Origin of the sequence: Ferrimonas kyonanensis DSM 18153, assembly GCF_000425405.1 — a bacterium.
GTDB lineage: Bacteria > Pseudomonadota > Gammaproteobacteria > Enterobacterales > Shewanellaceae > Ferrimonas > Ferrimonas kyonanensis.
In genome coordinates this window covers 1-24,787 of sequence record NZ_AUDJ01000043.1, presented here as the reverse complement: position 1 = coordinate 24,787, position 24,787 = coordinate 1, and the positions used below count along the sequence as shown (strand labels likewise).

Below are 24,787 nucleotides of genomic sequence, written 5' to 3'. Positions count from 1 at the left end.
CTTTTTTAGGATCGTCTTTTCTCTTTCAAGACGATTAATCTTGGCTTCCAGCTCTTGGATTTTACGCTGTTCTGGGGTTAATGCTTTGACCGTAGGCGTGGTGCCACCACGTTCTAGCTTGAGCTGTTCAACCCAGCGTCGAAGAGCCGTTTCGCCAACGTCCAGCGATCTTGCAGCTTCAGGGATTGAGTACCCCTGATCTAGAACCAAACAAGCTGCATCCACTTTGAACTCAGCTGAAAATGTACGTCGTTGTCGTTTTGTCATTGAACACCTCATTTACGGCGGTGACTTTACCACCTAATTTGGTGTCCGGGATCATTAGACCACTACAATGGGTGTCTAGTTAAGAGACGGGCTAAGGGTTCTTCGGATGGGTGTCTTGCTAAGGTTTTGCTAAGGGTTCTTCGGATGGGTGTCTTGCTAAGGTTTTTGCTAAGGTTGATGGTTGTGGGCGTTGGTCGGTGTGAGAGGATTCGAACCTCCGACCCCTTCCTCCCGAAGGAAGTGCGCTACCAGGCTGCGCCACACACCGAACTAAGTTGCTGTCCTGTATCCATTTTATTCTTACTCGCGGCGATGTCAATCCTTGCTGTGAGGGGGTAAACGACGTCCATGCCGCTGCGATTGTCATAAAAAAGAGCCAGCCATCAAGAGAGAGGTGGCTGGCTCGGTCTGGTACCTCAACGGTCGCTACGGGGTAACAATGTTGAACCAGAATTCGAAGCTGTCCAGCATGGCGAAGAACTCATCGAACGCCTTTTTGTTGCCGCTCAGCTTGACGCTGCCGTCGGCGATGGCGTCATCGAAGCTCAGTTGCCCCAGCTGTATCTTGGTTAGGGTGGCCTTGGTCATCGAGGCACTGGCGTCGGCTTGTTTCAGCTGATTGGCGCTGTAGTTCAGTACCGAATTTTCCACCGTCAGGGTGTAGTCTTCCTTCAAATCGGTAAAGCTCAGGTTCAATGCCAATTTTTTGCCTTCCGCCTTTTCCGGCAGCAAACGCACGCCCAAATAGTCAAACAGCATGGACGGCGGCATGTTGGCGATGATGTCCGGTGACGCGGTTTCCAGTGCCATGGCGGTGGGCAGGCCGTTGCGAAGTTCATACGCGCCTTGCAGGTACACCGAGCGCCATGGGCCGGACTCGGCCTGATACCCCAGTTGCTCATAGCTGTCGGCCAGCAGTTGCTTAGCCTTGTTGTTGTCGGGCTCGGCAAACACCAGGTGCTTCAGTACCTCGGCAGTCCAGCGATATTCACCCTTGTCGAAATCTTTGCTGGCTTTTCTCAGCACCGAACGGGCACCGCCCATGTAGTCGATGTACTTTTTGGCCGCCTGCTGCGGAGGCAGGTTATTCAGATCCGAGGGGTTACCGGTGTACCACCCCATGTAACGCTGGTAGACCGCGCGGCTGTTGTGTCGCAGCGTGCCGTAGTAGCCACGGGTGGCCCAGTTGTTTTCCAGTGACTTGGGCAGGGTGATCATCTCGGAGATCTCTTCACCGGTGTAACCCTGGTTCATCAGGCGCACCGACTGGTCGTGAATGTACTTGTAGATGTCGCGCTGCTTTTTCAGGTAGTCGATAATGTTGTCACTGCCCCACACCGGCCAGTGGTGCGACTGGAATTTCACCTTGGCGTCGGCTCCCCACATCTCGATGGTTTCATTGAGGTAACTGGCCCAGATCAGCGGGTCGCGCACCTTGGCGCCGCGCAGAGTCAGTACGTTGTGCATGGTGTTGGTGGAGTTTTCCGCCATCCACAGTGCGTTCATATCGGGGAAATAGGTATTCATCTCCGTCGGCGCTTCGGTGCCCGGAGTAAATTGGAACACCATCTCCACGCCGTCCACGGTCATCTCCTGGCCGGTTTCGGTGATGATGTCGGTGGGCGGAATAAGACTGCCCATGCCGGTAGAGGTAGTCTGGCCCAGGCCACCATTCACGCCGCCTTCGGCGTTACGGGGCAACAGGGCGCCATACATGTACACGGCCCGGCGGCCCATGACGTTACCGGCAATCACGTTCTCCGAGACCGCGTGTTCGGTAAAGCCTTCCGAGGCGATGATTTTTACCTTGCCGTCATCGACGTCTTTCTGGTCGACTATGCCGCGTACCCCGCCGAAGTGATCCAGGTGGCTGTGGCTGTAGATCACCGCAGTGACAGGCTTCGGGCCGAACTGTTCATCGACCAGCGCCTTGGCGGCGGCGGCGGTTTCCGGGCTGATGAGCGGATCAAACACGATCCAGCCGTTATCGCCCTGAACAAAGGTGATGTTGGACAGGTCGTAGCCCCGTACCTGATAGATCCCCTTGCTGACTTCAAACAGGCCGTATTCCATGTTCAGCTGAGCATTGCGCCATAGGCTGGGGTTAACGGTGTCCGGTGCGGCTTTGTCGCTGCTGATGTAGGTTTTGTACTGCTCCAGATCCCACACCACCTGGCCGTCGGCGTTTTTGATGGTCAGTGACTCCGGGCGGGACAGCAGTCCTTTGGTGGCGTTATCGAAATCGGTCTTATCGGCAAAAGGCAGTGCCTTGAGTACCTTGGCGTTGGCCTGCTGGGTAAACTGGCTGGCAGGTTTGGGCGCAACCAACTGGGCTGATTCCTCGGCCAGCGGTGCCATGGAGGTCAGCACCAGTGAGCTGGTGCAGAGTATCGCTAACGTCTTGTTCATACATAGATCCTTTATATTGGCTGACGCCGAATAACTTCATGTCATTAAAAACCGCACTGTCCGGATTTAGGATAGGGCAGGGCCAATATCGCTCCCTGTGGCAGAGGCACACAATGAATTACGGCACTCCAAACCGGTATTTCTTGACAGCGACCGTCGATTTGCCCAATAAATAGAGGTTTGGATGTCATTGTCACGCTGATTGGCCGATATCTGCCGAACTGCAGTTACTCAAACTTAACAACAGGATTGTTGTGAAGATATGCAATTTCCGCAAATGGAATTACAGCGGCAGCAAATAAGGGCTATTTCAACGTCAGATATAGCCGCCTTAGCCCAGTTTCAACCCAATAAAAATCGTTATTACACCCAGCTGCAATCCGGTGTTTTAGCCGCTTCCTATCAGGAAGTAAATTTGGGACAGGTTCAGATCTTCAGAGAGTCGTTAACCACCGGTGCTCGAATTCAGGCGGCGCCGGCCCGAGTCTGGTTGCCCTTTGCCGCCATTTTGCCCCACTCCGGTGAGTATCGATTTTGCGGTCGCGAGGGCCAGGCGGGAACCCTGATCCAGGCCAGTGGCGGCGAGTGGGACATCTGCTTCAAAGAGCGGTTGGATTACGTGTCCACGGCCCTCGACCGGCAGGCGTTCTCCACCAGTTTGCAGCGCCTTACCGGCGAAGAGTTGCCCCAGGACTGGTGCCTGAGCCTGCAGCGGCGCACCGATGCCACGGCACTGAGCCGTTATACCGACGGCATCGCCAGCCTGCTGCATCGCATCCACAGTCAGCCACAGTTGTTGAGTCAGCCTCAGGCGCAGAAGCTGCTTGGTGCCAATGTGCTGGAGTTGGTGTTGGCGGTGATGATGCCAGCGGTGCCATTGACGCCACCGAACTGCAGTAAGCCCAGGCGCCGGTTGGGTGTGAAACGGGTGATTGACTACCTGCAGGCCCATGCCGCCAGGCTGCCTACCATTCCTGAATTGTGTCAGGTGGCCGAGCTCAGTGAACGCAGCCTGGAGTACGGCTTTCGAGACGAGTTGGGAATGACCCCGGTGCGGTACTTGAGGATGGTGCGCCTCAACGGTGCTCGCTGCGATCTGCTGCGGCGCCGGTGCCAGCCAACCAGCGTCGCCGAGGTGGCGTTAACCTGGGGTTTTATGGAGTTTGGTCGTTTCGCCGGTGAGTACCGAAAACTGTTTCATGAGTTGCCGTCGCAAACCCTGAAGCAGGACAAGCCGTCCGTTAACCACACTCCGCTATCGCCGCGCCCTGCTGACGGTGACGATACCAGAGTGTCAGGAGCAGCATCAGCGGCGTTTGCAGGGTAAAAAACACCGCAGCAAACAGCAGGTACTGGCTGTCATTAAACAAAGTCAGTGCCAACAGGCTGGTAAAGGCCAGGTTTCTGACTGGAAATTCAATAATGATGGCGGCGCGATCTCGTTCTGAACAAGACGTTATATTCCCCACAATCCAGCCAATAAACAGGGCGATAATGGTAAAGGGAATGGCCAATATGACAAGCGAATGAAATTGCGCCGATAATTGCAGTTGAAACTGAAAAAATATACTGATGATTAATATAAGTAGGGCTAATGAGCTGAGTCGCTCAAATTTGGCTAAGTGTTTTTTGGTCAGAGCCGGAAACCAGCGCCGAATAAGGTGGCCTGCCATTATTGGCACAATCAATAGTTGAAACAGTTGACCGATCTGGTGTTGAGTCAGTGTGCTTATCGCATCGTGCTGCTGCTGATATTGCGGCAACAGCAGCGCCAGTAACAGCGGCAGTGCCACGATGGCGCCAATGCTGGTGACGGTGGTCAGGGCCACCGACAGGGCGGCGTTGGCCCGGGCCAGCAGGCTGTACAGGTTTGACAGGGCTCCGCCGGGACTGAAGGAGACCAGCAGCAGGCCGATGGCTACGGCCGGCTCGGGGGCCAACAGCCCAATCAGTATCCAGGCAACCAGGGGCAGCAGCAGCCACTGAGCCACGGCGGCGGCCAGCAGCGGTCGAGGGCGGTGTTTAAGCTCGGCGAGATCCACCGAGGTCAGGTTGGCGCCCAGGCCCACCATCAGGGCGACGATCAGTATTTCAATGGCAAAGTCCATCGTCCATCACTGCATTCCGTTGAGTGAAGTCACTACTGTATCGAGATTGGCGAAGAAAAAACACGCCGTAATGTCGATGCTGCCATTGCCTTTGTTTACCAGTGGCGAATACCGGCGTAGGCCACGCCGGTCAATTCGCACACCTGCTTTTTCCAACTGCTCAGGTCGGTGATGGTGAATTGGCTGAGGGCAGAATGACCGCAGGCCCTGGCCATGATCTGCATCAGCTCGGTGGAGGCGCCCAGGTAGCGGGCCAGTTGCGCCGGACCGTTGTCCACATCCAGCCGCTGCCGAAGTGCCGGGTCCTGAGTGGCAATGCCTGCCGGACACTGGTTGGTGTTGCAGATGCGGGCGCCGACGCAACCAATGGCCTGAATGGCGGCATTGGCGACGGCAATGGCATCGGCTCCCAGCGCCATGGCCTTGATGAAGTCCGGCGCCGTACGCAGGCCGCCGGTGATGATCAGCGACACATCACGGCCGCAGCGTTTGTCTAGGTGACGCCGGGCCCGGGCCAGGGCGGCCAGGGTGGGCACCGAGATGTGATCCCGAAACAGTCGCGGTGCCGCGCCGGTACCACCGCCGCGGCCATCGAGAATAATGTAATCGGCACCGGCCTGCAGGGCGAAATCGATGTCCGCCTCGATGTGGTTGGCCGACAACTTAAATCCCACCGGAATGCCGCCACTTAGATCCCGCACCCGATCGGCGAAGCCGCGAAAGTCATTCACTGACACCAGGTTGGTAAAGGTCGGCGGTGAAATGGCCTCCTGGCCGGGTTTGAGCCCTCGCACTTCGGCGATCTTGTCCGAGACCTTGTTGGCGGGCAGATGGCCACCGATACCGGTCTTGGCGGCCTGGCCGCCTTTAAAATGAAACGCCTGCACCCGTTTCAGCTTGTCTTCGCTGTAGCCAAACTGGGCCGAGGCCATCTCATACAGGTAGCGGCTGCAGGCCTGTTGCTCTTCGTCCAGCATGCCGCCCTCGCCGGAGCAGATGCCGGTGCCGGCCAGCTCAGCCCCTTTCGCCAGGGTTTCCTTGGCTTCCTGAGACAGAGAGCCAAAGCTCATGTCGCTGACAAACAGCGGCATCGACAGCACCAGGGGTTTGGCGGCTCGGGGGCCAATCACGGTGCGGCAACTGACCGGGGTGTCATCGCCCAGGGGCCGGGTCGCCAGTTGTGCGGTCAGTATTTGAATGTCATCCCAGTCCGGCAGTTGGTAGCGGGGCACGCCCATGGCCACCATCTCGCCATGGCTGCCTTGCAGCCCCTCCCTGGCCAGCTGATGAATGGCGGCCACCGTTGGTTCCTCTTTGGTGGCCTGGGCCTGGGGACGATCTGAGGCCGGCACCGCCGCCTCGTTACCCACATCGTCGGCGCTGAGTTTCATGTGCGAGCCGTCGCAATAGGGCTGGTTGGCCGACTGTTTGCACCGGCATAGGTAGGCCTCGCCGTCCTGCTTGGCGATAAAGGCCTTGGGCGTCAGGCCGGTGCCCTGATGGGAACCATCGCAAAACGGTTGATTGGCAGAGCGGCCACAGGCGCAAAAATAGTAGCGCTTGCCTGCTTCAAGGGTGACTTTTTTCGGACTGACGTCGGCAATGATCGGCTTGCTCATCTTGGACCCTCGTGATTGATCAAGGTGGAGGCATTGGATAAACAACTAGGACAGGAGCCGGGCAAAAGCAAACGGCGCCGAAGCGCCGGTGGAGGGATTGTGGGCAGCGACGTCAAAGCGCCGCATCATTTTGCCTGGATGGGGTTACACCATGGCGCCGTTGACCGGGATCAGCGCGCCGGTGAGGTTGGGGCGCCCTGGACGGGTCAGGTCGATCATCAGGCTGGCCAGTTGTGCCGGGTCGATCCACTGGGCCGGGTCCACCTGGGGCAGGGCGGTGCGGTTGACCGGGGTGTCGATGATGGTGGGCAGCACCGCGTTGACCTGAATGCCATCCGGGCACACCTCCGCCGCCAGGCTTTCTACCAGGCCATTGAGGGCCAGTTTTGACGCCATGTAGGGGCCGAAACCGGCACCGATGCTGCGGCGGGTGTCTCTGGCGGAGATGAACATCAGGCTGCCGCCCCCGCTGCGTTTCATCGCGCTCAGCAGCGGCCGGGCCAGAGTCCAGGCGGTGGTGAAGTTGGCCTGATGCAGCCGGGTGACCTCGTCGGCGCTCACCTGATCCCAGGTGTTCCAGGAGTAAACGCCGCAGCAGTGATAATGGGCGTCAATGGCGCCGCCAAGCAACGGCTCGGCCTTTGACACCAGTTGCTGGCACTGGGCGGCATCGGTGAGCTCCCCCAGCAGCACCTGCACCTGATCCGGGTAGCGACTCTCCAGCTCCCGGGCACGGGTCTCGTCGCCGGGGCGACCAAAGCCGACAATGCGGGTGCCTTGTGCAACCAGTTGGTGTATCAGTGACTGGGCGGTGACCGAGAAACAGGCCGCCACAGTGGCGGTGGTAATGGTTTTGCGTGACATAAACACTCCGTAACTGGGTTGGAAGATTGGGACTAGGCGGTCAGGACCACCTTGCCGACGGCCTGCCCCGATTGCAGGTGACGGTGGGCATCGCCCGCCTGCCACAGGCCAAAGCGGTTGGGGTCGATCAGCGGGGTGAGCTTATCGGCGTCCACCAGCTCGGCCACCTGGCGCAGAATCTGGCCGTGGTTGGCACGGCCTTCGCCGTGAATCATCGGCAGCAACATCAGCACGCCGTGAAAGCTCAGGCTCTTTAGGGTGATGGGCAGCGGGTCGGCAATCGGCAGGGTGGTGGCCACCGCCCCGTTGCGGCGCACCGCCTCGAAGCTGTTGTTGATGTTGTCACCGGCGATGGTGTCGAACACGGCATCGAAGCCGACGCCGTTGGTGCAGCGCGTCACGTAATCGGCCACCGACTCCTGGCTGACGTCGATAACATGGTCGGCGCCAAGGTGAGTGGCGTGCGCCAGGGTGGCCGGGCGACAAGTGGTTGAGACGATGGCTCCGGCTTGCTTGGCCAATTGAACCGCGATGTGGCCGACGCCACCGGTGGCACCGTGAACCAGCACCCGATCACCGGCGCCAATGCGCAATTTCTGGTGCAGCGCTTCCCAGGCGGTGATGGCCACCAGCGGCAGGGCGGCGGCCTCGGCCATGGACAGGCGCTGGGGCTTGTGGGCCATCAGATCGGCATCCACCAGCATGTACTCGGCCAGGGCGCCGTTGATGCCGGCAATGCCACCGGCGCAGCCGTAGACGGCGTCACCGACATCGAAACCGCTAACGCCTGCGCCTACCTCGACGATGGTGCCGGCGACGTCGCCGTGCAGAATCTCCGGCAGGTTGGCGGACCAGGGGGTATCGGCCGAGCGCAGCATGGTGTCCAATGGGTTGACGCTGCTGGCGGCCACTTTGATCAGCAGGTGGCCGGGCACAATGGTCGGAATCGGCCGCTCGGCCAGCTGCAGAACGTCGGCGTCACCGAGGGTGGTAAGAATCATGGCTTTCATGGGGTTACTCCAATGGGGTTGGGTTGATGAGCCTTAGAATATGACTTGCCATTTGGGAAAAGAATGCACCTGCGGTAAACTCAGTTTTGCTTTTTGGGCAATTAATGAGGCATTCCGTGATCAGCAAACTGCGCTACTTCAACTCGGTGGTGGAAACCGGCAGCATCTCCCAGGCCAGCCAGCACTTCGATGTGCAGCCGTCGTCGGTGTCGCGGCAGCTGGCGGCGCTGGAAAAAGAGCTTGGGGTTCGATTGCTTAACCGCACCACCCGCAACCTGGGGTTGACCGAAGCCGGCAGCCGCTTCTACCAGTACTCACAGCGCATCGTCGCCGAACTGGACGAGGCACAGCGGGCGGTCAACGATCTGCAACAGGCGCCCAGAGGCTGCCTGCGACTGTCGATGACCGTGGGCTTTGGCGAGGCGGTGGTGTTGCCACTGCTGCCATCATTCGGTTGCCGTTACCCAGAGATCGAGCTGCAACTGGAGCTGACCGAGCGGGTGGTGGATCTGGTGGAGGAGAACATCGACATTGCCATTCGCAGCGGCCAGTTGCCGGACTCCAGCCTGGTGGCCAAGCGGCTGCAGTACAATAACTTCATCCTGTGTGCCTCGCCCCAGTACCTGCAGCGCCGCGGTCATCCCACCACATTGAGCGATTTGTCCGATCATCTGTGCATCCGCTATGGCTACAGCGGCTGGCGCGACTGGTACTGCCTGGATGAGCGGCCGCAGCGGATGCAACTGAACAGCGAATTGACCGTGGACACCGTCAATGGTCAGCGGCAACTGCTGCTCAGTCACGGCGGGGTGGCGCTGATCCCCTATTGGGCGGTCAGCGACGATTTGCGCCAGGGCAGATTGGTGGAGGTGTTGCCCAATCACCGCATCAGCCCGACCGAGGTGCCGTCGTCCACCTATGCGCTGTACCTGAAGCGGGAGTTTGTGGCGCCGAAAATTCGCGTGTTTCTGGACTACCTGAGCGAGCAACTGGGCACGCCACTGGCGCGGTGAGGCTCATGGCGTGAATTCCATTCCAGATTTAAAGCGGCGCTGATTCTCTGTCCTATACTCAGACAACTCGCTGGTGGTAGTACCAGCTCTGCTGTTGGCATCTTGAGACTAAAAGGGACAGTTAAATGATAAGGACACGCTTCTCCTCGGCTCGAGGAGTCTCGCTCATCGGCGCCTTGGCCGCCTCGTTACTCTCGTTTTCCGGCCTGACGGCGGAGAAACCCAACATTCTGGTGATTTGGGGCGATGACATCGGTCAGTCCAACATCAGTGCCTACACCTTCGGCCTGATGGGCTACAAAACCCCCAACATCGACAGCATTGCCAAAGACGGCATGATGTTTACCGACTACTACGCCGAGCAGTCCTGCACCGCCGGTCGTGCCACCTTCATTACTGGTCAGAGCGTGCTGCGCACCGGCCTCAGTAAAGTGGGCCTGCCTGGCGCCGACATCGGCCTGCAGGCCGAAGACGGCACCATCGCCGAGATGCTCAAACCCCTGGGCTACGCCACCGGCCAGTTCGGCAAAAACCACCTCGGTGACAAGGACGAGTTTTTGCCCAGCAATCATGGTTTCGATGAGTTTTTGGGCAACCTGTACCACCTGAACGCCGAAGAGGAGCCGGAGCTGCCGGACTACCCGAAAGATCCCAAGTTCCGGGAGCAGTTTGGCCCGCGCGGCGTGATTCACTCCTTTGCCGATGGTCGCATTCAAGACACCGGCCCGCTGACCCGCAAGCGCATGGAGACCATTGACGATGAAACCGTGGCGGCGGCGATGACCTTTATGGACCGTTCGGTGAAGGCGGGCAAGCCGTTCTTTGTGTGGTGGAACGCCACCCGCATGCACTTTCGAACCCACGTGAAACCCGAGCTTACGGGTAGCACCGGCCTGGGTGAGTACGCCGATGGTATGGTGGAGCACGACAGCCACGTGGGCCAGTTGCTGAAAAAGGTCGACGATCTTGGCATTAGCGACGACACCATCGTGTTCTATTCCACCGACAACGGCCCGCACATGAACTCCTGGCCCGATGCCGGTACCACGCCGTTCCGTGGTGAGAAGAACACCAACTGGGAAGGGGCCTACCGGGTGCCGGCCATGGTGCGCTGGCCGGGTAAGATTAAGGCCGGCGAGGTCTCCAACGAGATCATGCACCACATGGACTGGTTTCCCACCCTGCTGGCGGCGGCGGGCGACGATGAGATTAAGCAGAAGCTGCTCAAGGGACATCGCGCCGGTGACAAGACCTTTAAGAGCCACCTCGATGGCTACAACTTCCTGCCTTACCTCACCGGTAAAGAGGACAAGGGCCGCCGGGCCGAGGTGTTCTACTTCTCCGACGATGGCGATCTGACCGCGCTGCGCTACAACAACTGGAAGGCGGTGTTTATGGAGCAGCGGGCCCAGGGCACCATGCAGATCTGGTCTGAACCCTTCGTCACTCTGCGCCTGCCCAAGCTGTTTAACCTCAGGCAGGACCCCTACGAGGTGGCCGATATCACCTCTAACACTTACTACGACTGGCTGTTGGACCACGCCTTTATGTTTGTGCCGGCACAGGCCTATGTGGGCAAGTTCCTGGAAACCTTCAAGGAGTTTCCGCCGAGACAGAAAGCGGCCAGCTTCAGCCTGGATCAGGTGATGGAGAAACTGCAGCAAACCACCAGCAAATAGCACTGGGGTTTACGGCCACAAAACGGCGGTTTGACCGCCGTTTTTTTACGCCTGTACGTTTTGCTGTACAACGGCAGCTGAATAGAAATGCGCCAACGGCGATTGCCGCTGCGCCGGGTTAGGCGTCATAGTGGTTCCTAACGCTAACTGCCAGCGAACGCAAGAGCAAAAACCAAATCGGTTCGGTGGCTGCACGAATAAGGATGATACCGTGACCCAGCATGCGCAGGCTTTTGACCAATGGATACGCACCGACTTTAAGGCCATCAACACCGAGCTGGAACAGCTCTACTTTCAGCAGCAGGACAAGGCCAACGTCGAAGGGGTTGGCGACGACCTCAAAGCCAAACTGGAGTCCAGCGGCCGCGCCTTTATCGAGAAGTTGCTGGCGGAAGGCAACACCGACGAGGGCTTCGACAACAACTTCGATCTGCTTGGCAACGTTGGCATGTACATGGCCGCCTGCCGTCGCCACGATCTGACCGAGCCGTCGCGCGAGCGCAAGTCGCCGCTGAAGGCCGCCTCGGCGCTGGCGCTGCACATTGGCGCCTCCCTCGGGGTAACGCCGCGGTTTGCCACCAGCCACCTGACCACCCACTGCCTGGCCAAAGCTGGGGTGCCGAAACGCTTCACCAGCCTCGACGACGAAGCGCTGTTCATCGACTACAACACCCTGGCGGTGCTGGCCTACAAGCGGGCGGCAGACGCGCTGGTGCGGATTCTGCCCATGGGAATCTCCCACCCGGTGGCGATTCATCTGCTGGAGGACGCTCGGCTGGCACTGGTGGACGTGGCCAAGTGGAACCAGGTGTTGTTCGACAAGCTCGACAGTGAGCGCTTTTTTAACAGCGTCCGGCCTTACTACAAGCCATTCCGAGTAGGCCAGCATGAGTATCGCGGTGCCAACGCCGGCGACTTTGCCGGCATCAATGAGATCGACATGTTGCTGGGGCTGTGTCAGGCCAACAACCCGTTCTACTCCCAGTTGCTGGTGGACAAGTTCCTGTACATGATGCCGGAAGACCAGCGACGACTGCGCGACGTGATGCGCCGCCGCAGCTTTCTGGACGATCTGCTCAGCGCTGCGAACACTGACGCCGACAGCGACTGGTTTCAGCAGGTATTGCCAGCGTTTCTGGCGGTGCAGCAGGCCCACGGCCACACCGCCATTCAGCATCACGATCAGTTGGTGAGCCGCTTTATTGCCAAGCCCTCGACCGAGATGGCCACTCAGCACTTAAAGCAGGTGACGGCCAGCGGACCGCCGCTGGAGGTGCTGATGCGCTCGCTGCAGGGGCTTCGGGACTTGCGCGCCGCCGCCCCCCGGGACGACATTCCCAGCCGCTATCGCGACATCGACGCCCTTAGTGCCCTGGTAAAAGGCCAGCGCCATGAGTAAGCGCCTGCCGCAGTTTGTGCCCATAGAGGGCATTTACTTGCTCAATCACTCCGTCGGCCGGCCATTGGCCTCTACCGCCGAGGCGTTGCAGCGGGGATTTTTGGACCACTGGCAGCAGCAGAGCGAACCCTGGCCGCACTGGCTGCGAAGCATTGATGAGTTTAATCAGGCCCTGGCCGGATTGCTGGGGGGCAGGGCGGAGCAGTTTTGCCCCCAGACCAACCTCTCCAGCGGATTCACCAAGTTGCTGTTTGGCCTTAGCCCCGACCACGGCCGCAACCAGATTCTGCTCAGCGAAGATGACTTTCCCTCCATGGCGTTCGTGGCCGAGCAGGCCCGCGCCAACGGTTATGAGCTGAAATTCATGCCTGCCGGCAGCGATCTCACCGACCTCGAAGTCTGGCAGACCCACATTGATGAGCGGGTAGGGTTGGCGCTGGTAACTCACGTCCAGTCCAATACCGGCATGCAGGTACCGGTGGCCCGAGTGTGCCAGCTGTTGCGCCAGCACGGCGTTACCTCGATGGTGGATGTGGCCCAGTCCATCGGCTGTGTGCCCATCAACCTGGACGACTGGCAGGCGGACGTGGTGCTGGGCTCGTGCGTTAAGTGGCTGTGCGGCGGCCCCGGCGCCGGGTTTATCTGGGTCAATGACCCGATGCTATCGAAACTGCAACCCAAAGACGTTGGCTGGTTCTCCCACCGCAACCCGTTTGAGTTCGACGTACACAAGTTTGACTATCACCCCGGTGCCAACCGACTCTGGGGCGGCACGCCGTCGGTACTGCCCTTTGTCACCGCCGCCAACAGCATTCGAGTGCTGACCGAGGTGGGCATCGACGCCATCCGTCAGCACAACCTGGCGCTGACCCAGTCGCTGATCGACGGTTGCGACGATTCATGGGTAGCCTCGCCTAAGCAAGCCAATCGCCGGGGCGGCACCGTGGTGATTCAGCCACCACAGAGTACAGTGGAAGTGGTAATCGAGCAGTTGCAACGCCAACAGGTGCATTTCGACCGCCGCGACACCGGCCTGAGGCTGTCGCCGCACCTGTACAACACTGAGCAGGAAATCGACCAGGTACTGGCATGCCTGCACCGGGCAGGGCAATAAACCAGCATTCACACGCCAACTGCCGCAGGAGTAGGCCAGAATAGACCGCACAGTGAGCAAACGGCGCCACAGGGGCTTGCGCTGTTCGCTGCCGCGGTTACAATACGCCTCGTTGTTTAGCGACACTGGTTCGTTTAAACAGAAGATTTACGCGACACTAGCTCAGTTGGTAGAGCGCAACCTTGCCAAGGTTGAGGTCACCCGGGTTTGCAATAGCGAACCTCGTGTCGCAAAAGGTCTCGAGGTACTCGAGCTCGTGACCCTAGCAACAAGACAGAACAGATTTACGCGACACTAGCTCAGTTGGTAGAGCGCAACCTTGCCAAGGTTGAGGTCACGAGTTCGAACCTCGTGTGTCGCTCCAAATATGGCGCGTTGGCAGAGTGGCTATGCAGCGGATTGCAAATCCGTGGACCTCGGTTCGACTCCGGGACGCGCCTCCATATTTCGACGAACGGCAACCCTAACAAGGGTTGCCGTTTTTTGTATGAGCATCTAAAAATGTTCCACCATACTTGCGGCTTCCCACAACACTCCAAAATACCTCCGTCGCCCTTGCGAACGCGAGGGCCCAGCGTCTTCTGCTCGAACTAGCAATCAGCCACCACACCCCAATCAACCCTCCGTCGTGCCCGCGAACGCGGGTACCCAGCGCCTTTCGCTCAAACTAGTAGCAATCTTCCACTACACTTCAACTAACCTCCGTCGCCCTTGCGAATGCGAGAGTGCAGCGTCTTCTGTTCGAACTGGCAACCTACCACCACACCTCAACCAACCCTCCGTCGTCCTTGCGCACGCGAGGACCCCGTGTCTTTGATTTAGCGAAACTCTGCCTCTCCCCCCCCCCAAAAAAAAAACTTCCTCGTTCGCGACTTCTTACACGCGTAGTGTGATTTAACCCACTTTTAAACAATCACTTAAGGGTGTACCGTCATCTTCCTATAAATCAGTTAGATACGAGATTTTCTAGGCTTGCTGATGAGTGAAAACACTCATCGCATCGGCGGAGCTCGGATGGTTGAAAGCGACAACAAAATGCAAACTGTTTTAAATCAGTGGTTTATGTGTTTGTGCTTACTAACTGCTAAGTGATATGAAACTACTGTGCATACACAATCATTGACCATCACCGCTTTTTCTTGAGCAAGATCCGTCTTACGCGCTTTGCGAGCGAAGGCTTGAAGTACCACAAACTGCAGCATTTGGCCTCCGGCCTTTGTTACCTTTTGCGCATAAATTCAGCGCCATAGTAGCTAATAGCCTACGACAAATTAGCACGGCGTTAGAGTGTATGAAATTTATCATTATTAAATAAATATTTTCTTAAACACAATTGGAGAATCATATGAAAAAGCTTGTATTGACATTTGGGATTGCTTGTTTTCTTTTAATAGGGTTTACAGGGTGCAGTAGCACTCCTGATAAGCCAGTAGTAAAAACAACTGAGAAATTTAATATTGATGATATTTCATTAACTGTTACGCAGTTGGTAACCCCTGATATTGAGTATCACACAAACAAGGAAATACAAAACTTGGTTGCTGAAGGTATTAAATCTAATTTAGAGGCGGCCAAATTGATAACGTCAGATAGTTCTATGAACTCATTAGAAATCAAAATGACATACCATAGAAGGTTTGTAGGAGATGAGACTCCAATTCCATCGGACTCGCTAGGCTATCCTACTTTTGATTATGATATAAACGTTAAGGATGGCGATAAATTGTTAACAACGATTTCTAAAAAAAATCTGGTATACAAAGGTAGCTTTGCAATGAACCTTAAGGTGATGGGGGGGCTATTAAGAGATAAGTCAGATGAAACTGTATTTATTGAAGCATTGTCCAGCACTGTGGCAAAAAGCATTGAAGAGTTGAAAAATAAAAACTGAGTATAAATTTTTTAATTTGCTCTAAAAAATACCGGACGCGGACGCCGACGACGTTGGTGATTTTTGCTAAACATAAAAAAGTTCGCAAAAAAATGCGCCAAATTACGCGCTAGTGTTTGCGGCGCAAGTGCGTCAAGCGAAGCTTGATGCATCTTGCGGGGTGCAAGTCCTTGTCGGGTAAGGTCGGGATAGGCACTCGTATTTAGTGTTGCGCGAAGAGGGAGGTTGGGATTAGCCGATGCTTTTCAGTGGTGTTGCCACACCCCAATCAACCCTCTGTCGTGCCCGCGAACGCGGGTACCCAGCGTCTTCTGTTCGAGCTGGCAATAAGCCACCATACACTAATCAATCCCTCCGTCGTGCCCGCGAACGCGAGGGTCCAGGGTCTTCTACTCGAACTAGCAACCAGCCACCACACTCCAGCCAACCCCCGTCGTGCCCGCGAACGCGGGAACCCAGCGTCTTCCGCTCATACTAGCAATCATCCACTACACCCCAATTAACCCTCCGTCGCCCTTGCGAACGCGAGGGCCCAGCGTCTTCTGCTCGAACTAGCAATCAGCCATCACACCCCAACCAACCCTCCGTCGTGCCCGCGAACGCGGGTACCCAGCGTCTTTCACTCAAACTAGCAATCATCCACCACACCTTAATCAACCCTCCGTCGCCCTTGCGAACGCGATGGCCCAGTGTCTTCTGTTCGAACTATCAATCAGCCACCACACCCCAATCAACCCTCCGTCGCCTTAGCGAGCGCGGGTACCTAGCGTACTCTGCTCGAACTAGCAATCAGCCACCACACCCCAATCAACCCTCCGTCGCTCTTGCGAATGCGAGGCCCAGCGTCTTCTGCTCGAACTAGCAATCAGCCACCACACTCTAATCAACCCTCCGTCGTGCCCGAGCACGCGGGTATCCAGCGTCTTTCGCGCGAACTAGCAATCAGCCACCACAACCCAATCATCTCTCCGTCGCTCTTGCGAACGTGAGGGCCTAGAATCTTCTGCTCGAACTAGCAATCAGCCGCCACACCCCAATCAACGCTCCGTCGTCCTTGCGTACTCGGGTACCCGGTGTCTTTCACTCAAACTAGCAATCATCCACCACAGCCCAATCACCCCCAGTCGTCCCTGCGAACGCGAGGACCCAGTGTCTTTGACTCAGCGAAACTCAGCCTCTCAAACCACACCACCGCAAAAACCTCTCGTGCGTGATCTCTTACACCCACAGTGTGATTTAACCCACTTTTAAACAGTCACTTAAGGGTGTACCGTTATCTTCCTATAAATCAGTTAGATACAGATTCTATAGCCTTGCTGATGTGTTAAAACACTCATCGCATCGGCGGAGCTCGGTCGATTGGAAGTCACAACAAAATGATAGTTGTTTAAAATCAGTGAATTACGTGTTTGCACTTACTAACTTTTCAGTAAGTCTAAACCACTGGTCATACATACAGCCATTGGTCGTCGCCGCTTTTCTTCGAGTCTGATCCGCCTTACGTGCTTTGCGACCATATGCTTAAGGAGCCATAAACTGTTTAATTACAGCCTGTTAATAGAATTCCGGCGAGCTTTGTGGGAATGATAGGCGGTAAGGTTTCTAAGGAGAAAAGGCGGCGAAACGCCGCATAATAAGCTGTTAAATGAATAGGAGTACATTTTTGGATTGGAACGTATTTTTTAGCACTATCAGCCAAACATCTGGCGCAATTGTGGGGATTTTTGCTGCGTTTTTGATTACAAAAATTGTTTCAAACCAAGCAGAGTTTTCGCAGGACAAAGCAGATGCTTCAAACTTCATATTAAAGTCTGAAGCTCTATGTGACGAGGCTAAGTCGCGATATTTTAATTGGTACAATGAGCGAATTCGAGATCAAGAGATCTGTGATATAGAAGAAGCGTTTCACGAAAAAGGCGAATTGTTAACCCCTGCTGAATACTTAGAGAAGTATAACTTTTCATCTTTTGATGCTAAGGAAGATATTGTTCCATTATTAGAAGAAAAAGTAGCGGAATTTCACTCTATAAGAGAAAAAGAACAGGCAGAACGAGACAAGTTCGAAAACAATACTTTTGGCATTGCATATGCGATGCCAAAGTCGATGTATATAAAACCACTATCACTTGTCAGTATAAATACAACGCCTGAGCGAGAAGAAATTGATAACTTATTAGTTAGAACTCTCCATCAAGTTAAAGTCAATAAGTCTCATGTCGAAAAGCTTAGTTCAGGGCAAGACTCATCTAATTTGATTAACTTTTCAATTATTTCTGTATTGTTATTGTTTTTCGCTGGTGTTGTATACCCGCTGAGTTTTCTACCATTGGAAGTAAATGCAGAGATAAGCTTATCGATAGGGGCGTTTTGGGATATTCTCTTTTCCTTAAAAGGAGCAATGCTTTCATTGATATCCGTAATTTTCTCTGGGCTAATGTTAGTATTTTTAAAGGCTAATATGAAGCTCAAGCACACTGATGATACGATTGAAAAGTTGGCTAAGTTTAGCCAATTGGAAAATTATTCAAGCTATTATAAAAATTATATCGATAACACAGATACTAATGGTCAAGAATTCATTTAACAAAGCATTTAAGAGTGATTCGCAACGCTTGGCAGTTTCGCTTCGCTCAAGTATAGCCAAGCGCCGCTCACACCTTAATGCGGCGTTATAAATTTTAGGTAAGTTATGAGTAACAAAATTACAAAAAGACCAAAGCAGCTTGAAGAATTCGAGTTTTATAGTGAACTACCAGCAATTCCTTTAGCTGTAGACAAATCATCATTGCACGACTTTCTTCAATTTGATTTATATGATTTAGACGGCATTCAACCTTTAGAATCATTCCACTTTGAAAAGGAAGGGGATGTAGTTGAAGTTCAACCAAGTGAGCGTTTGATTGATATTTATGAGCAAAAAAATATCCGCTTTCAGATGGTGAATATAGTCGCAAACCTATATGGATTTAAAGAGGTCGACGGCGTCTTATATGGAAAGCCATACTCGATCTGTTTACAGCCGATGAGTAAAAGAGGCAAAGTGACAAAAGTTGAAGCTGGTCTTTTTAGAAACTTCCGTCTAGATAAGCTTGATGGTGACGATTCTTACTTAGGTTTTAACCCATTCAAGCTCGGTTATGATATGTATGGTAAGTACAGTACATTTATATCTATGGGCAAAATAGATGAGTACTCTGATATGATTGGTTTTACTCTTGGAACTTATGCTCTAGCGGAAAACTGGAATTTTGACGATATATGCCTAGTCGAACTCAAGGATTGCAACGAATTCTTGAAGAAAAAGTATCGAAAGTATCGAATTCGTCGTTATTTCAACAAGTTTGACAATATAAACCCTAGGAAAATATGGGGGTGTGACTCTCCTATAGAATTGTTCTTGCTACAAGCATTTGACTCAATAGGATTAGAGCCTGAGATTCAAACGGGAATTTTCGAAGATGGGAGCACGTATCCATCATTGCATCACATGCTGAGCTCTAACAAGAGAGAGTGTGAAGTTAGGCAAATCACAGATGCAGATTTTTATTTTAGAGAACAAAAATTGGCGGTGTTCTGTGATTCAAATTCTTACCATAGCAGCCCTAAAAAGCGAGCAAAAGACAAAAAAATCGATGAGCAATTGGAGGCTCTTGGGATCAGAAGTATAAGGTTGCGTGGCGGAGATATTAATGAAGATCCTATAGGGTGTGCAAAAAAAGTCGCAGAAAATTTATAACAAAGCATTTAGCAACGCTTGGCAGTTTCGCTTCGCTCAAGTATAGCCAAGCGTCGCTCACACCTTAATGCGGCGTTATGTGTTTCAAGGAGATTGGAAATGACTCGTGACCCCCGTCACCATATTTATGAACGTGATAAATGGACTTGCCAGTATTGTGGGCGAGGCGGCTCAGATGACTTTCAAGCATGGAATGAGGCATGGCTAGCGATAGATCATATTACTCCAAAAAAACATGGTGGGTCAGATAAGGACTCGAACTTAGTCGTAGCTTGCCATATGTGTAATAGCGTTAAAGCGGCAGATTTGTGCAAATCTGTAGAGGAAGGTAGGCTAATTATAGCTAGAAAGAATCAAGGCAGAAAAGAGTGGTTTAATAAATATGTATCTAAAAGTGAAGAAAACACATAACAAGTGCCTTAAAACACGGACGCACAACGCTTGGCTTGTGTTCGTTCCTCGCGGATTTTAGCCAAGCACTGTATTGCACCGCTTAGGCGGGGCGTTAGTTGCCTCTAGCATTAGTGTAAAGATTTTTTTAAGGGGATAATTTGGCTTTTCGTTTAAAGAGTTTCACGGTCAATTCAGGTAGCTTTAATTGTCCGCCTGTTTTGTTGTCCAAGTCAGGCTCATGTGATAATTACTTCACCGTCATAATCGGGAATAATGGTACTGGCAAAAGTCGATTTGTGTCCAATTTGGTCCATTCATTTTTAGAGTTGAATGATAACAAAAGGAGGGCTAAGTTAGAGTTTGAATTAGAGTACCAAGTAAATGAAGAAGAATTTAGATTTGATAATAAAATCAGAAATAGAAAAATTAAAGACCAGAAATTTCGTTTTGGTAAACCGAATAAGCTAATTGCCATAGCAACTAGCCTGTCGGATAAGTTCCCTGTAGACAATTACGGAAAGTCGAGAAATTTTGAAAACAGACTCAACCTTAAGGAAGAGTTTTATGTATATCTAGGAACGAGAAATAGAATGCCAGGCTCATCAACAAGAGCCTTAATGGATCGCGCAGTTTCGACTTTATTGCAAAACATACATGAAGATAGTAACGATGAGCGATATAGAGATATTTTCGATTACTTAAACTACGAGCCTGTAATTAAACTTTCTTATAGGATTTATGTACCTGAGTATCTCAGAGGGCATGTAAAGTCAAAAAGTTTCAACGGAAGAGAATTAAAAGAGCTATTAAAAGATTGGTCTGAGCGCAGAGGTGGATTTAGGGCTAATTTTTACCAAAAGGCTGTTGACACATACTCTGACAGTTATTGGGATAGATTGGCTGAGATGTACATACAAACTCTGAATAGCAGTGATAAGGAGTCACGAAGACCGGAGTATTCTTTTGTAGTAAATTTTTCAGAGAAGAATAGCCATCGAGATAATGAATTTTTCCATTTAAGGCAGGAAGATAGTTATTTTCTTTTAGAAGAACTTAGACGTTTCGATCTTGTAAAGGGGCCTGAAATCAGCCTATATAAAAGGGGGGGGGGTGAGTTTGATTTCCATGATGCATCTTCCGGAGAGGCTAGTATCTTATCAACACTTATCGGACTAATACCTAATCTTTCTGACAATAGCCTAATTGTTATTGATGAGCCAGAGATAAGCTTGCACCCTTCATGGCAATATCGATACATAGAACTTATTGATAGAATAATTAGTGGTTTTAATGGGTGCCATGTGATTGTTGCAACTCATTCGCATTTTCTTGTATCTGATTTACCTCTTTACCGTTCTCATGTTGTACATTTCAAAAACAACAAAACATCTGACATTGATGTCAACTACATTGATCATGAGACACACGGTTTGTCTGCTGAAGAAATATTACTAGATGTTTTTGATATGCCTTCGACAAGAAATTACTTCCTTTCAAAAGAGGTATCCGAAGCTTTGGAATTGCTTGCTGAGGGTAAAAAGGAATCTGACAGGTTTGTAGAGCTTTTAGAAAAACTAGAAAGGTACTTGCCAAATTTAAATAAAATAGACCCATTACACACCGTTATTAAGACTTTGATTTCTGCTGGTGGCTGATTATGGAAGATAAAATATTGTCACCGTATGTTTTAACGGCAGAAGAAAAAAGAACCATAAACAGTCATTTCTCAACACACAAAGATTGGGAGAAAGGGGCGTTTGATAGCATTAAAGAAAATTTGATTGCTGATTTGAGGCCAAAGCAACATAACAAATGTTGTTACTGTAAATCTGAGTTAGGTTTTGACATAAAGGCTGTAGATATCGAGCACATTTTGCCAAAATCTAAGCATGGAAAATTCACCTTTCACCCTAAGAATCTCGCTCTTTCATGTCCAGGTTGCAATACGTCAAAGGGGTCAAAAGAAGTCGTTAAACGTGCAGTCCAAAACTACCCTCGAAGTGGCGCAAATATTGTGATCATTCATGCGCACTTTGACAACTACAATTCAAGTATTCAAATTCACGAGAATGCTGTCTACGAAGGTCTAGACGATAAAGGTTGTGAAACTATTAAGCAATGTAAACTGTATAGGTTAAAAACTGTTCAAAGAAAAGCAAGGGAGGTAAGTGCCAAACAATCCCCCATTCAAGAGTTGATCGAGAGCTTGAGAACTGCACCGCAGGATGAACAGCGACAATTTGTGGAGCAACTGAATCTAATTACGGGTCAGATTAATGGCAACTAACAATCTGTTTAAGAGTGATTCGCACGCGTGGCATTTTACTATGCGTTGGTTTTAGTGTTTAAGTTGGTATGCGGCGGCTTCGGTATTGCGTCGCTCACACCTTAACAGGGCGTTAGCCGCACAAGGAGTAAACATTGAGAAATTGGCTCAAATCCTTATTATTTATATCAGCTTTTTCGCCAGCATTATTGGCACTTGCTGGTGTTAGATATTATTCAACAGGCTTGGATACAGTATTTTATCAGCTGGTCATCATTGCCATACTCGGTATGACCTTGCCATTTCTAATTCTGTCACTTATACGGAAACAAGCTGAGACAATAAATTTTAAAGCAAAAAAAGTAGAGTCTGCTGATTATTTACTACTTGTGTTTATCGGGAGTTATATTGCACCAATAATAATGAAGGTGGCAGAAATAAATTTTGAAGTTACAGCACTAATTGTCGGAATACTATTTTTGGTTGCATGGATTATTTCCTATATTCCAACACACCCTCTTTTGTACATCGCTAAGTTTAGATTTTACAAAGTTGAGTCTGATAGTGGAATGGTTTACATGCTAATGGCAAGGCGTGTTATAAGAAGTCCAAAAAGTATCAAAGAAGTTAAACAAATCTCACACAGCATGTTAATGGAGTAATAAATGTCGTTGAACCTTTTTGCGCTCACAAGCGATCCTTCAAAAAGAATCGTAAAGTTTGAGCTTTCTAGTGACGTTCAAAATGATCTGACAACCTATATCAAGTCACAAGAAGCAACATTTGATCAGCATGAAGAAGAAATAGAATTTGATGGAAAATATAAGCCTGACGAGGGAGAAGTTCTATTTATTGATGGTTACGATGATATTGATGATTTATCGTCAGCAGTTGAAAATCCGTTAAGTGCGGAAGTTGTAGATCCAACAGAAGACTTTTTCAGTGAAATAAAAGCATTGTTTACGGGATATACAACAGATTGTGGTGACGTTAAAATATTACTTCAAAACTTTGATAGAAGAAGAATAATTTCCACAAATGGATTATCTATTTTCCATTCTTCAAATGTTTACAAGAAAATAGAGGGTATTGGGCTAACAATAGATCACAAGCTCACAGCCACGTTAGAAAATGGAAAGTTAAAGTTCTTCAGCTTTCATAATACTCGTCAAATGTTCGATTTAAGCGAGTACTATAAGGTCGCAACCGATGATGATGTAACAGAGTTTGCAGCTCTCGATATAATTAAATCAGAAAATACCGATGAGTTAATCGAAATGTCTGATTCTTGGGTAAGGCGTAAAATATCGCTTATTCAACAAAGTGGTATTTTACAAAATGTCCCTATAAACGAGATGAAAGCTGTAGCTATAGAGTTCAACATTCCATTTTTAACAGAAATTGATGGTGCAGAAGAGGTTATCAAACTACCCGACAACAAATCGGATCTTAAAAAACTATTAAGATTTCTTGATGAAGATTATTATAAATCACCACTTTCAAATACAGCATTCGTGACGAACTCAAAAAGGGCTGTCGGTGTTTAAAAATCGGCTAACAAGAAAATCCAGGTGACGTGAAGTTGACCCGCTTTAGTGGACACCAAAATCGTTAGATTGAGGTGTCAAAATGCCTGCCTACAAGACAGGAAAACGAACCCAGCAGTACAGTGTGGAGTTCAAGGTTAAAGCAGTAACCTGGTCACATCTTCCTCACCGGTCAGTGAAGGAAGTAGCTCAAGCACTGGACATTCATCCGTTCATGTTGTCTCGTTGGCGCAAAGAGTATCGAGATGGCAAATGGGGCATGTCCAAAAAGAACAAAAATCAATCGGAGCCGCTCTCAAAGAGCGATGAGATCAACCAGCTAAAAAGGCGACTCGCAGAACTGGAACTGGAGAATGACCTCCTAAAAAAGTGGCAACGGTTTCAAGCCGAGGAAAGGAGGAATCCTTCCGGTTCATAGCGCGTTATCAGGGGAAAATTCGATTTTCGCGGCTGTGCCAGTCTGTAGGTGTGTCACGATCAGGCTTTTATGCTTGGAAGAAGCGTCAACCAAGTCAACGGGCACAAAGCGACAAAACGTTGAGCCAAGAAATTCAACGTCTTTTCCGGTTGTCTAAAGAGCGCTATGGCAGTCCCAGAATTCATGCTCAACTTAAGCTGCAAGGCATTTGTGTAGCACGGAAGCGGGTGGCAAGGTTAATGCGCGAACTTGGCCTTAAAGCCCGCTCTGTTCGGGTTTACCGGCAAATGAACAAACGATGGCAGACCCTGAAGGTAACGGAGAACCTGAGATTGAAATGCGAGGCCCCAAGTACCGTTAATGAGCAGTGGTCTGGTGACGTGACTTACTTGAAGCTGGGGCGGAAATGGTATTACCTGGCGGTCATCATCGACCTGTTTTCGAGAAAGGTTGTGGGCTGGTCTTTCAGTGATAATCGGACGTCAAAATGGACCGAGGGAGCGCTAGTAAAAGCTCTACGCACAAGACGACCGAAAGAGGGGCTCTTGTTCCACTCAGATCGTCGCATTGAGTACCTAAATGAGAACCTTCAGGGCTACTACAAACGTTACGGCATTAAGCACAGTTTGAACCGTGCAGGGTGTTGCACCGACAATGCCGAAGTGGAGTCATTTTTCCATACGTTAAAGGGGGAAATGTTCCAAGGAGCACGGTTTCGAGATCAATGGAAATTAAAAGACGAACTGGCTAACTACATTGACCAGTTCTATAACCGTCGTCGATTGCACTCAAGCCTGGGCTATCAAAGTCCGCAGCAATATGAGAGAGTCGCGGCATAACAAACCCGTGTCCATTTTATCGGGTCATGATCATATGACCGTTTTACCAATCAGTGGACGAACAATTTATAAAAAATCAAAGAACGGTTAAACCTTATTAAGGGTGAGTTTGGAATTTTAGAGTAAAAATCCAATGAGTCAAAGCTCGCGGGCGTATCGAAGTTATGCCCGTGTTTTAGGCGTGAAAATTCAATTGGGAGTATCGAGTGCTAGAA

General features: G+C 51.4%; 20 protein-coding genes and 4 tRNA genes. 17 read left to right on the top strand and 7 right to left on the bottom strand.

Going from position 1 to position 24,787, the window contains the following annotated elements; translation table 11 throughout:
- From H598_RS26085 to H598_RS0112995, 3 genes are all read right to left on the bottom strand, one after another.
- The coding region (locus H598_RS26085; RefSeq protein WP_028113406.1) for a transposase at positions 1-267 on the bottom strand (267 nt) is incomplete at its 3' end.
- 191 nt (positions 268-458) lie between these two features.
- Positions 459-535, bottom strand: a tRNA-Pro gene (locus H598_RS0113000).
- A gap of 158 nt (positions 536-693) precedes the next feature.
- Positions 694-2,676 (bottom strand): alkyl/aryl-sulfatase, encoded by a 1,983-nt coding sequence (locus tag H598_RS0112995; RefSeq protein WP_035415887.1) that lies wholly within the window; start codon positions 2,674-2,676, stop codon positions 694-696.
- Between the two features lie 415 nt (positions 2,677-3,091).
- On the opposite strand from H598_RS0112995, the gene H598_RS25610 reads away from it, so the two are divergent.
- On the top strand, positions 3,092-4,003 hold the full coding sequence (locus tag H598_RS25610; protein ID WP_028113404.1) for a helix-turn-helix domain-containing protein: 912 nt from the start codon (positions 3,092-3,094) through the stop codon (positions 4,001-4,003).
- Here H598_RS25610 and H598_RS0112985 read toward each other — a convergent pair.
- From H598_RS0112985 to H598_RS0112970, 4 genes are all read right to left on the bottom strand, one after another.
- Positions 3,918-4,784, bottom strand: coding sequence for a bile acid:sodium symporter family protein (locus tag H598_RS0112985; RefSeq protein WP_028113403.1), 867 nt, complete (start codon positions 4,782-4,784; stop codon positions 3,918-3,920). The genes H598_RS25610 and H598_RS0112985 overlap by 86 nt on opposite strands.
- A 95-nt stretch (positions 4,785-4,879) precedes the next feature.
- Complete coding sequence (locus tag H598_RS0112980; protein WP_028113402.1) at positions 4,880-6,403, bottom strand: glutamate synthase-related protein; 1,524 nt, start codon at positions 6,401-6,403, stop codon at positions 4,880-4,882.
- Between the two features lie 144 nt (positions 6,404-6,547).
- The gene (locus H598_RS0112975; RefSeq protein ID WP_028113401.1) at positions 6,548-7,267 is read right to left on the bottom strand and encodes an SDR family NAD(P)-dependent oxidoreductase; all 720 of its coding nucleotides are present in this window, start codon (positions 7,265-7,267) and stop codon (positions 6,548-6,550) included.
- A gap of 32 nt (positions 7,268-7,299) precedes the next feature.
- The gene (locus tag H598_RS0112970; RefSeq protein ID WP_028113400.1) at positions 7,300-8,277 is read right to left on the bottom strand and encodes a zinc-dependent alcohol dehydrogenase family protein; all 978 of its coding nucleotides are present in this window, start codon (positions 8,275-8,277) and stop codon (positions 7,300-7,302) included.
- Positions 8,278-8,381: 104 nt separating this feature from the next.
- On the opposite strand from H598_RS0112970, the gene H598_RS0112965 reads away from it, so the two are divergent.
- The 16 genes from H598_RS0112965 (at position 8,382) to H598_RS26070 (ending at position 24,572) form a co-directional block, all read left to right on the top strand.
- Positions 8,382-9,290 (top strand): LysR family transcriptional regulator, encoded by a 909-nt coding sequence (locus H598_RS0112965; protein ID WP_028113399.1) that lies wholly within the window; start codon positions 8,382-8,384, stop codon positions 9,288-9,290.
- Positions 9,291-9,415: 125 nt separating this feature from the next.
- Complete coding sequence (locus H598_RS0112960; RefSeq protein WP_028113398.1) at positions 9,416-10,969, top strand: arylsulfatase; 1,554 nt, start codon at positions 9,416-9,418, stop codon at positions 10,967-10,969.
- Between the two features lie 211 nt (positions 10,970-11,180).
- A complete protein-coding gene (locus tag H598_RS0112955; RefSeq protein WP_028113397.1) occupies positions 11,181-12,368 on the top strand; it encodes a PrnB family protein in 1,188 nt (395 codons plus the stop codon).
- Positions 12,361-13,482: an aminotransferase class V-fold PLP-dependent enzyme gene (locus H598_RS0112950; RefSeq protein WP_028113396.1), complete on the top strand. Its 1,122-nt coding sequence runs from the start codon at positions 12,361-12,363 to the stop codon at positions 13,480-13,482. The genes H598_RS0112955 and H598_RS0112950 overlap by 8 nt, the downstream gene beginning before the upstream one ends.
- A 151-nt stretch (positions 13,483-13,633) precedes the next feature.
- Positions 13,634-13,714 (top strand) — tRNA-Gly (locus H598_RS0112945).
- Positions 13,715-13,770: 56 nt separating this feature from the next.
- Positions 13,771-13,846, top strand: a tRNA-Gly gene (locus tag H598_RS0112940).
- Positions 13,847-13,851: 5 nt separating this feature from the next.
- A tRNA-Cys gene (locus H598_RS0112935) sits at positions 13,852-13,925 on the top strand.
- Positions 13,926-14,827: 902 nt separating this feature from the next.
- On the top strand, positions 14,828-15,373 hold the full coding sequence (locus H598_RS0112930) for a hypothetical protein (protein WP_028113395.1): 546 nt from the start codon (positions 14,828-14,830) through the stop codon (positions 15,371-15,373).
- A gap of 1,663 nt (positions 15,374-17,036) precedes the next feature.
- The gene (locus H598_RS0112925) at positions 17,037-17,957 is read left to right on the top strand and encodes a hypothetical protein (RefSeq protein WP_028113394.1); all 921 of its coding nucleotides are present in this window, start codon (positions 17,037-17,039) and stop codon (positions 17,955-17,957) included.
- Between the two features lie 105 nt (positions 17,958-18,062).
- A complete protein-coding gene (locus tag H598_RS0112920) occupies positions 18,063-19,109 on the top strand; it encodes an endonuclease domain-containing protein (RefSeq protein WP_028113393.1) in 1,047 nt (348 codons plus the stop codon).
- Positions 19,110-19,208: 99 nt separating this feature from the next.
- Positions 19,209-19,520, top strand: a complete 312-nt coding sequence (locus H598_RS26080; RefSeq protein WP_035415885.1) for an HNH endonuclease — start codon at positions 19,209-19,211, stop codon at positions 19,518-19,520.
- A 140-nt stretch (positions 19,521-19,660) separates the two neighbouring features.
- Positions 19,661-21,157, top strand: coding sequence for an AAA family ATPase (locus tag H598_RS25605; RefSeq protein ID WP_084144461.1), 1,497 nt, complete (start codon positions 19,661-19,663; stop codon positions 21,155-21,157).
- Between the two features lie 2 nt (positions 21,158-21,159).
- A complete protein-coding gene (locus H598_RS0112910; RefSeq protein ID WP_028113392.1) occupies positions 21,160-21,789 on the top strand; it encodes an HNH endonuclease in 630 nt (209 codons plus the stop codon).
- A 134-nt stretch (positions 21,790-21,923) separates the two neighbouring features.
- Positions 21,924-22,430: a hypothetical protein gene (locus H598_RS0112905; protein ID WP_028113391.1), complete on the top strand. Its 507-nt coding sequence runs from the start codon at positions 21,924-21,926 to the stop codon at positions 22,428-22,430.
- Between the two features lie 3 nt (positions 22,431-22,433).
- Entirely contained in the window at positions 22,434-23,315 is an 882-nt protein-coding gene (locus tag H598_RS25600; protein ID WP_028113390.1) for a Kiwa anti-phage protein KwaB-like domain-containing protein, read from the top strand.
- Positions 23,316-23,397: 82 nt separating this feature from the next.
- A protein-coding gene (locus H598_RS26070; protein ID WP_156897037.1) for an IS3 family transposase occupies positions 23,398-24,572 on the top strand; the annotation gives its coding sequence in 2 pieces (ribosomal slippage) (positions 23,398-23,677 and positions 23,677-24,572; 1,176 coding nt in all).
- Positions 24,573-24,787 lie beyond the last annotated feature (215 nt).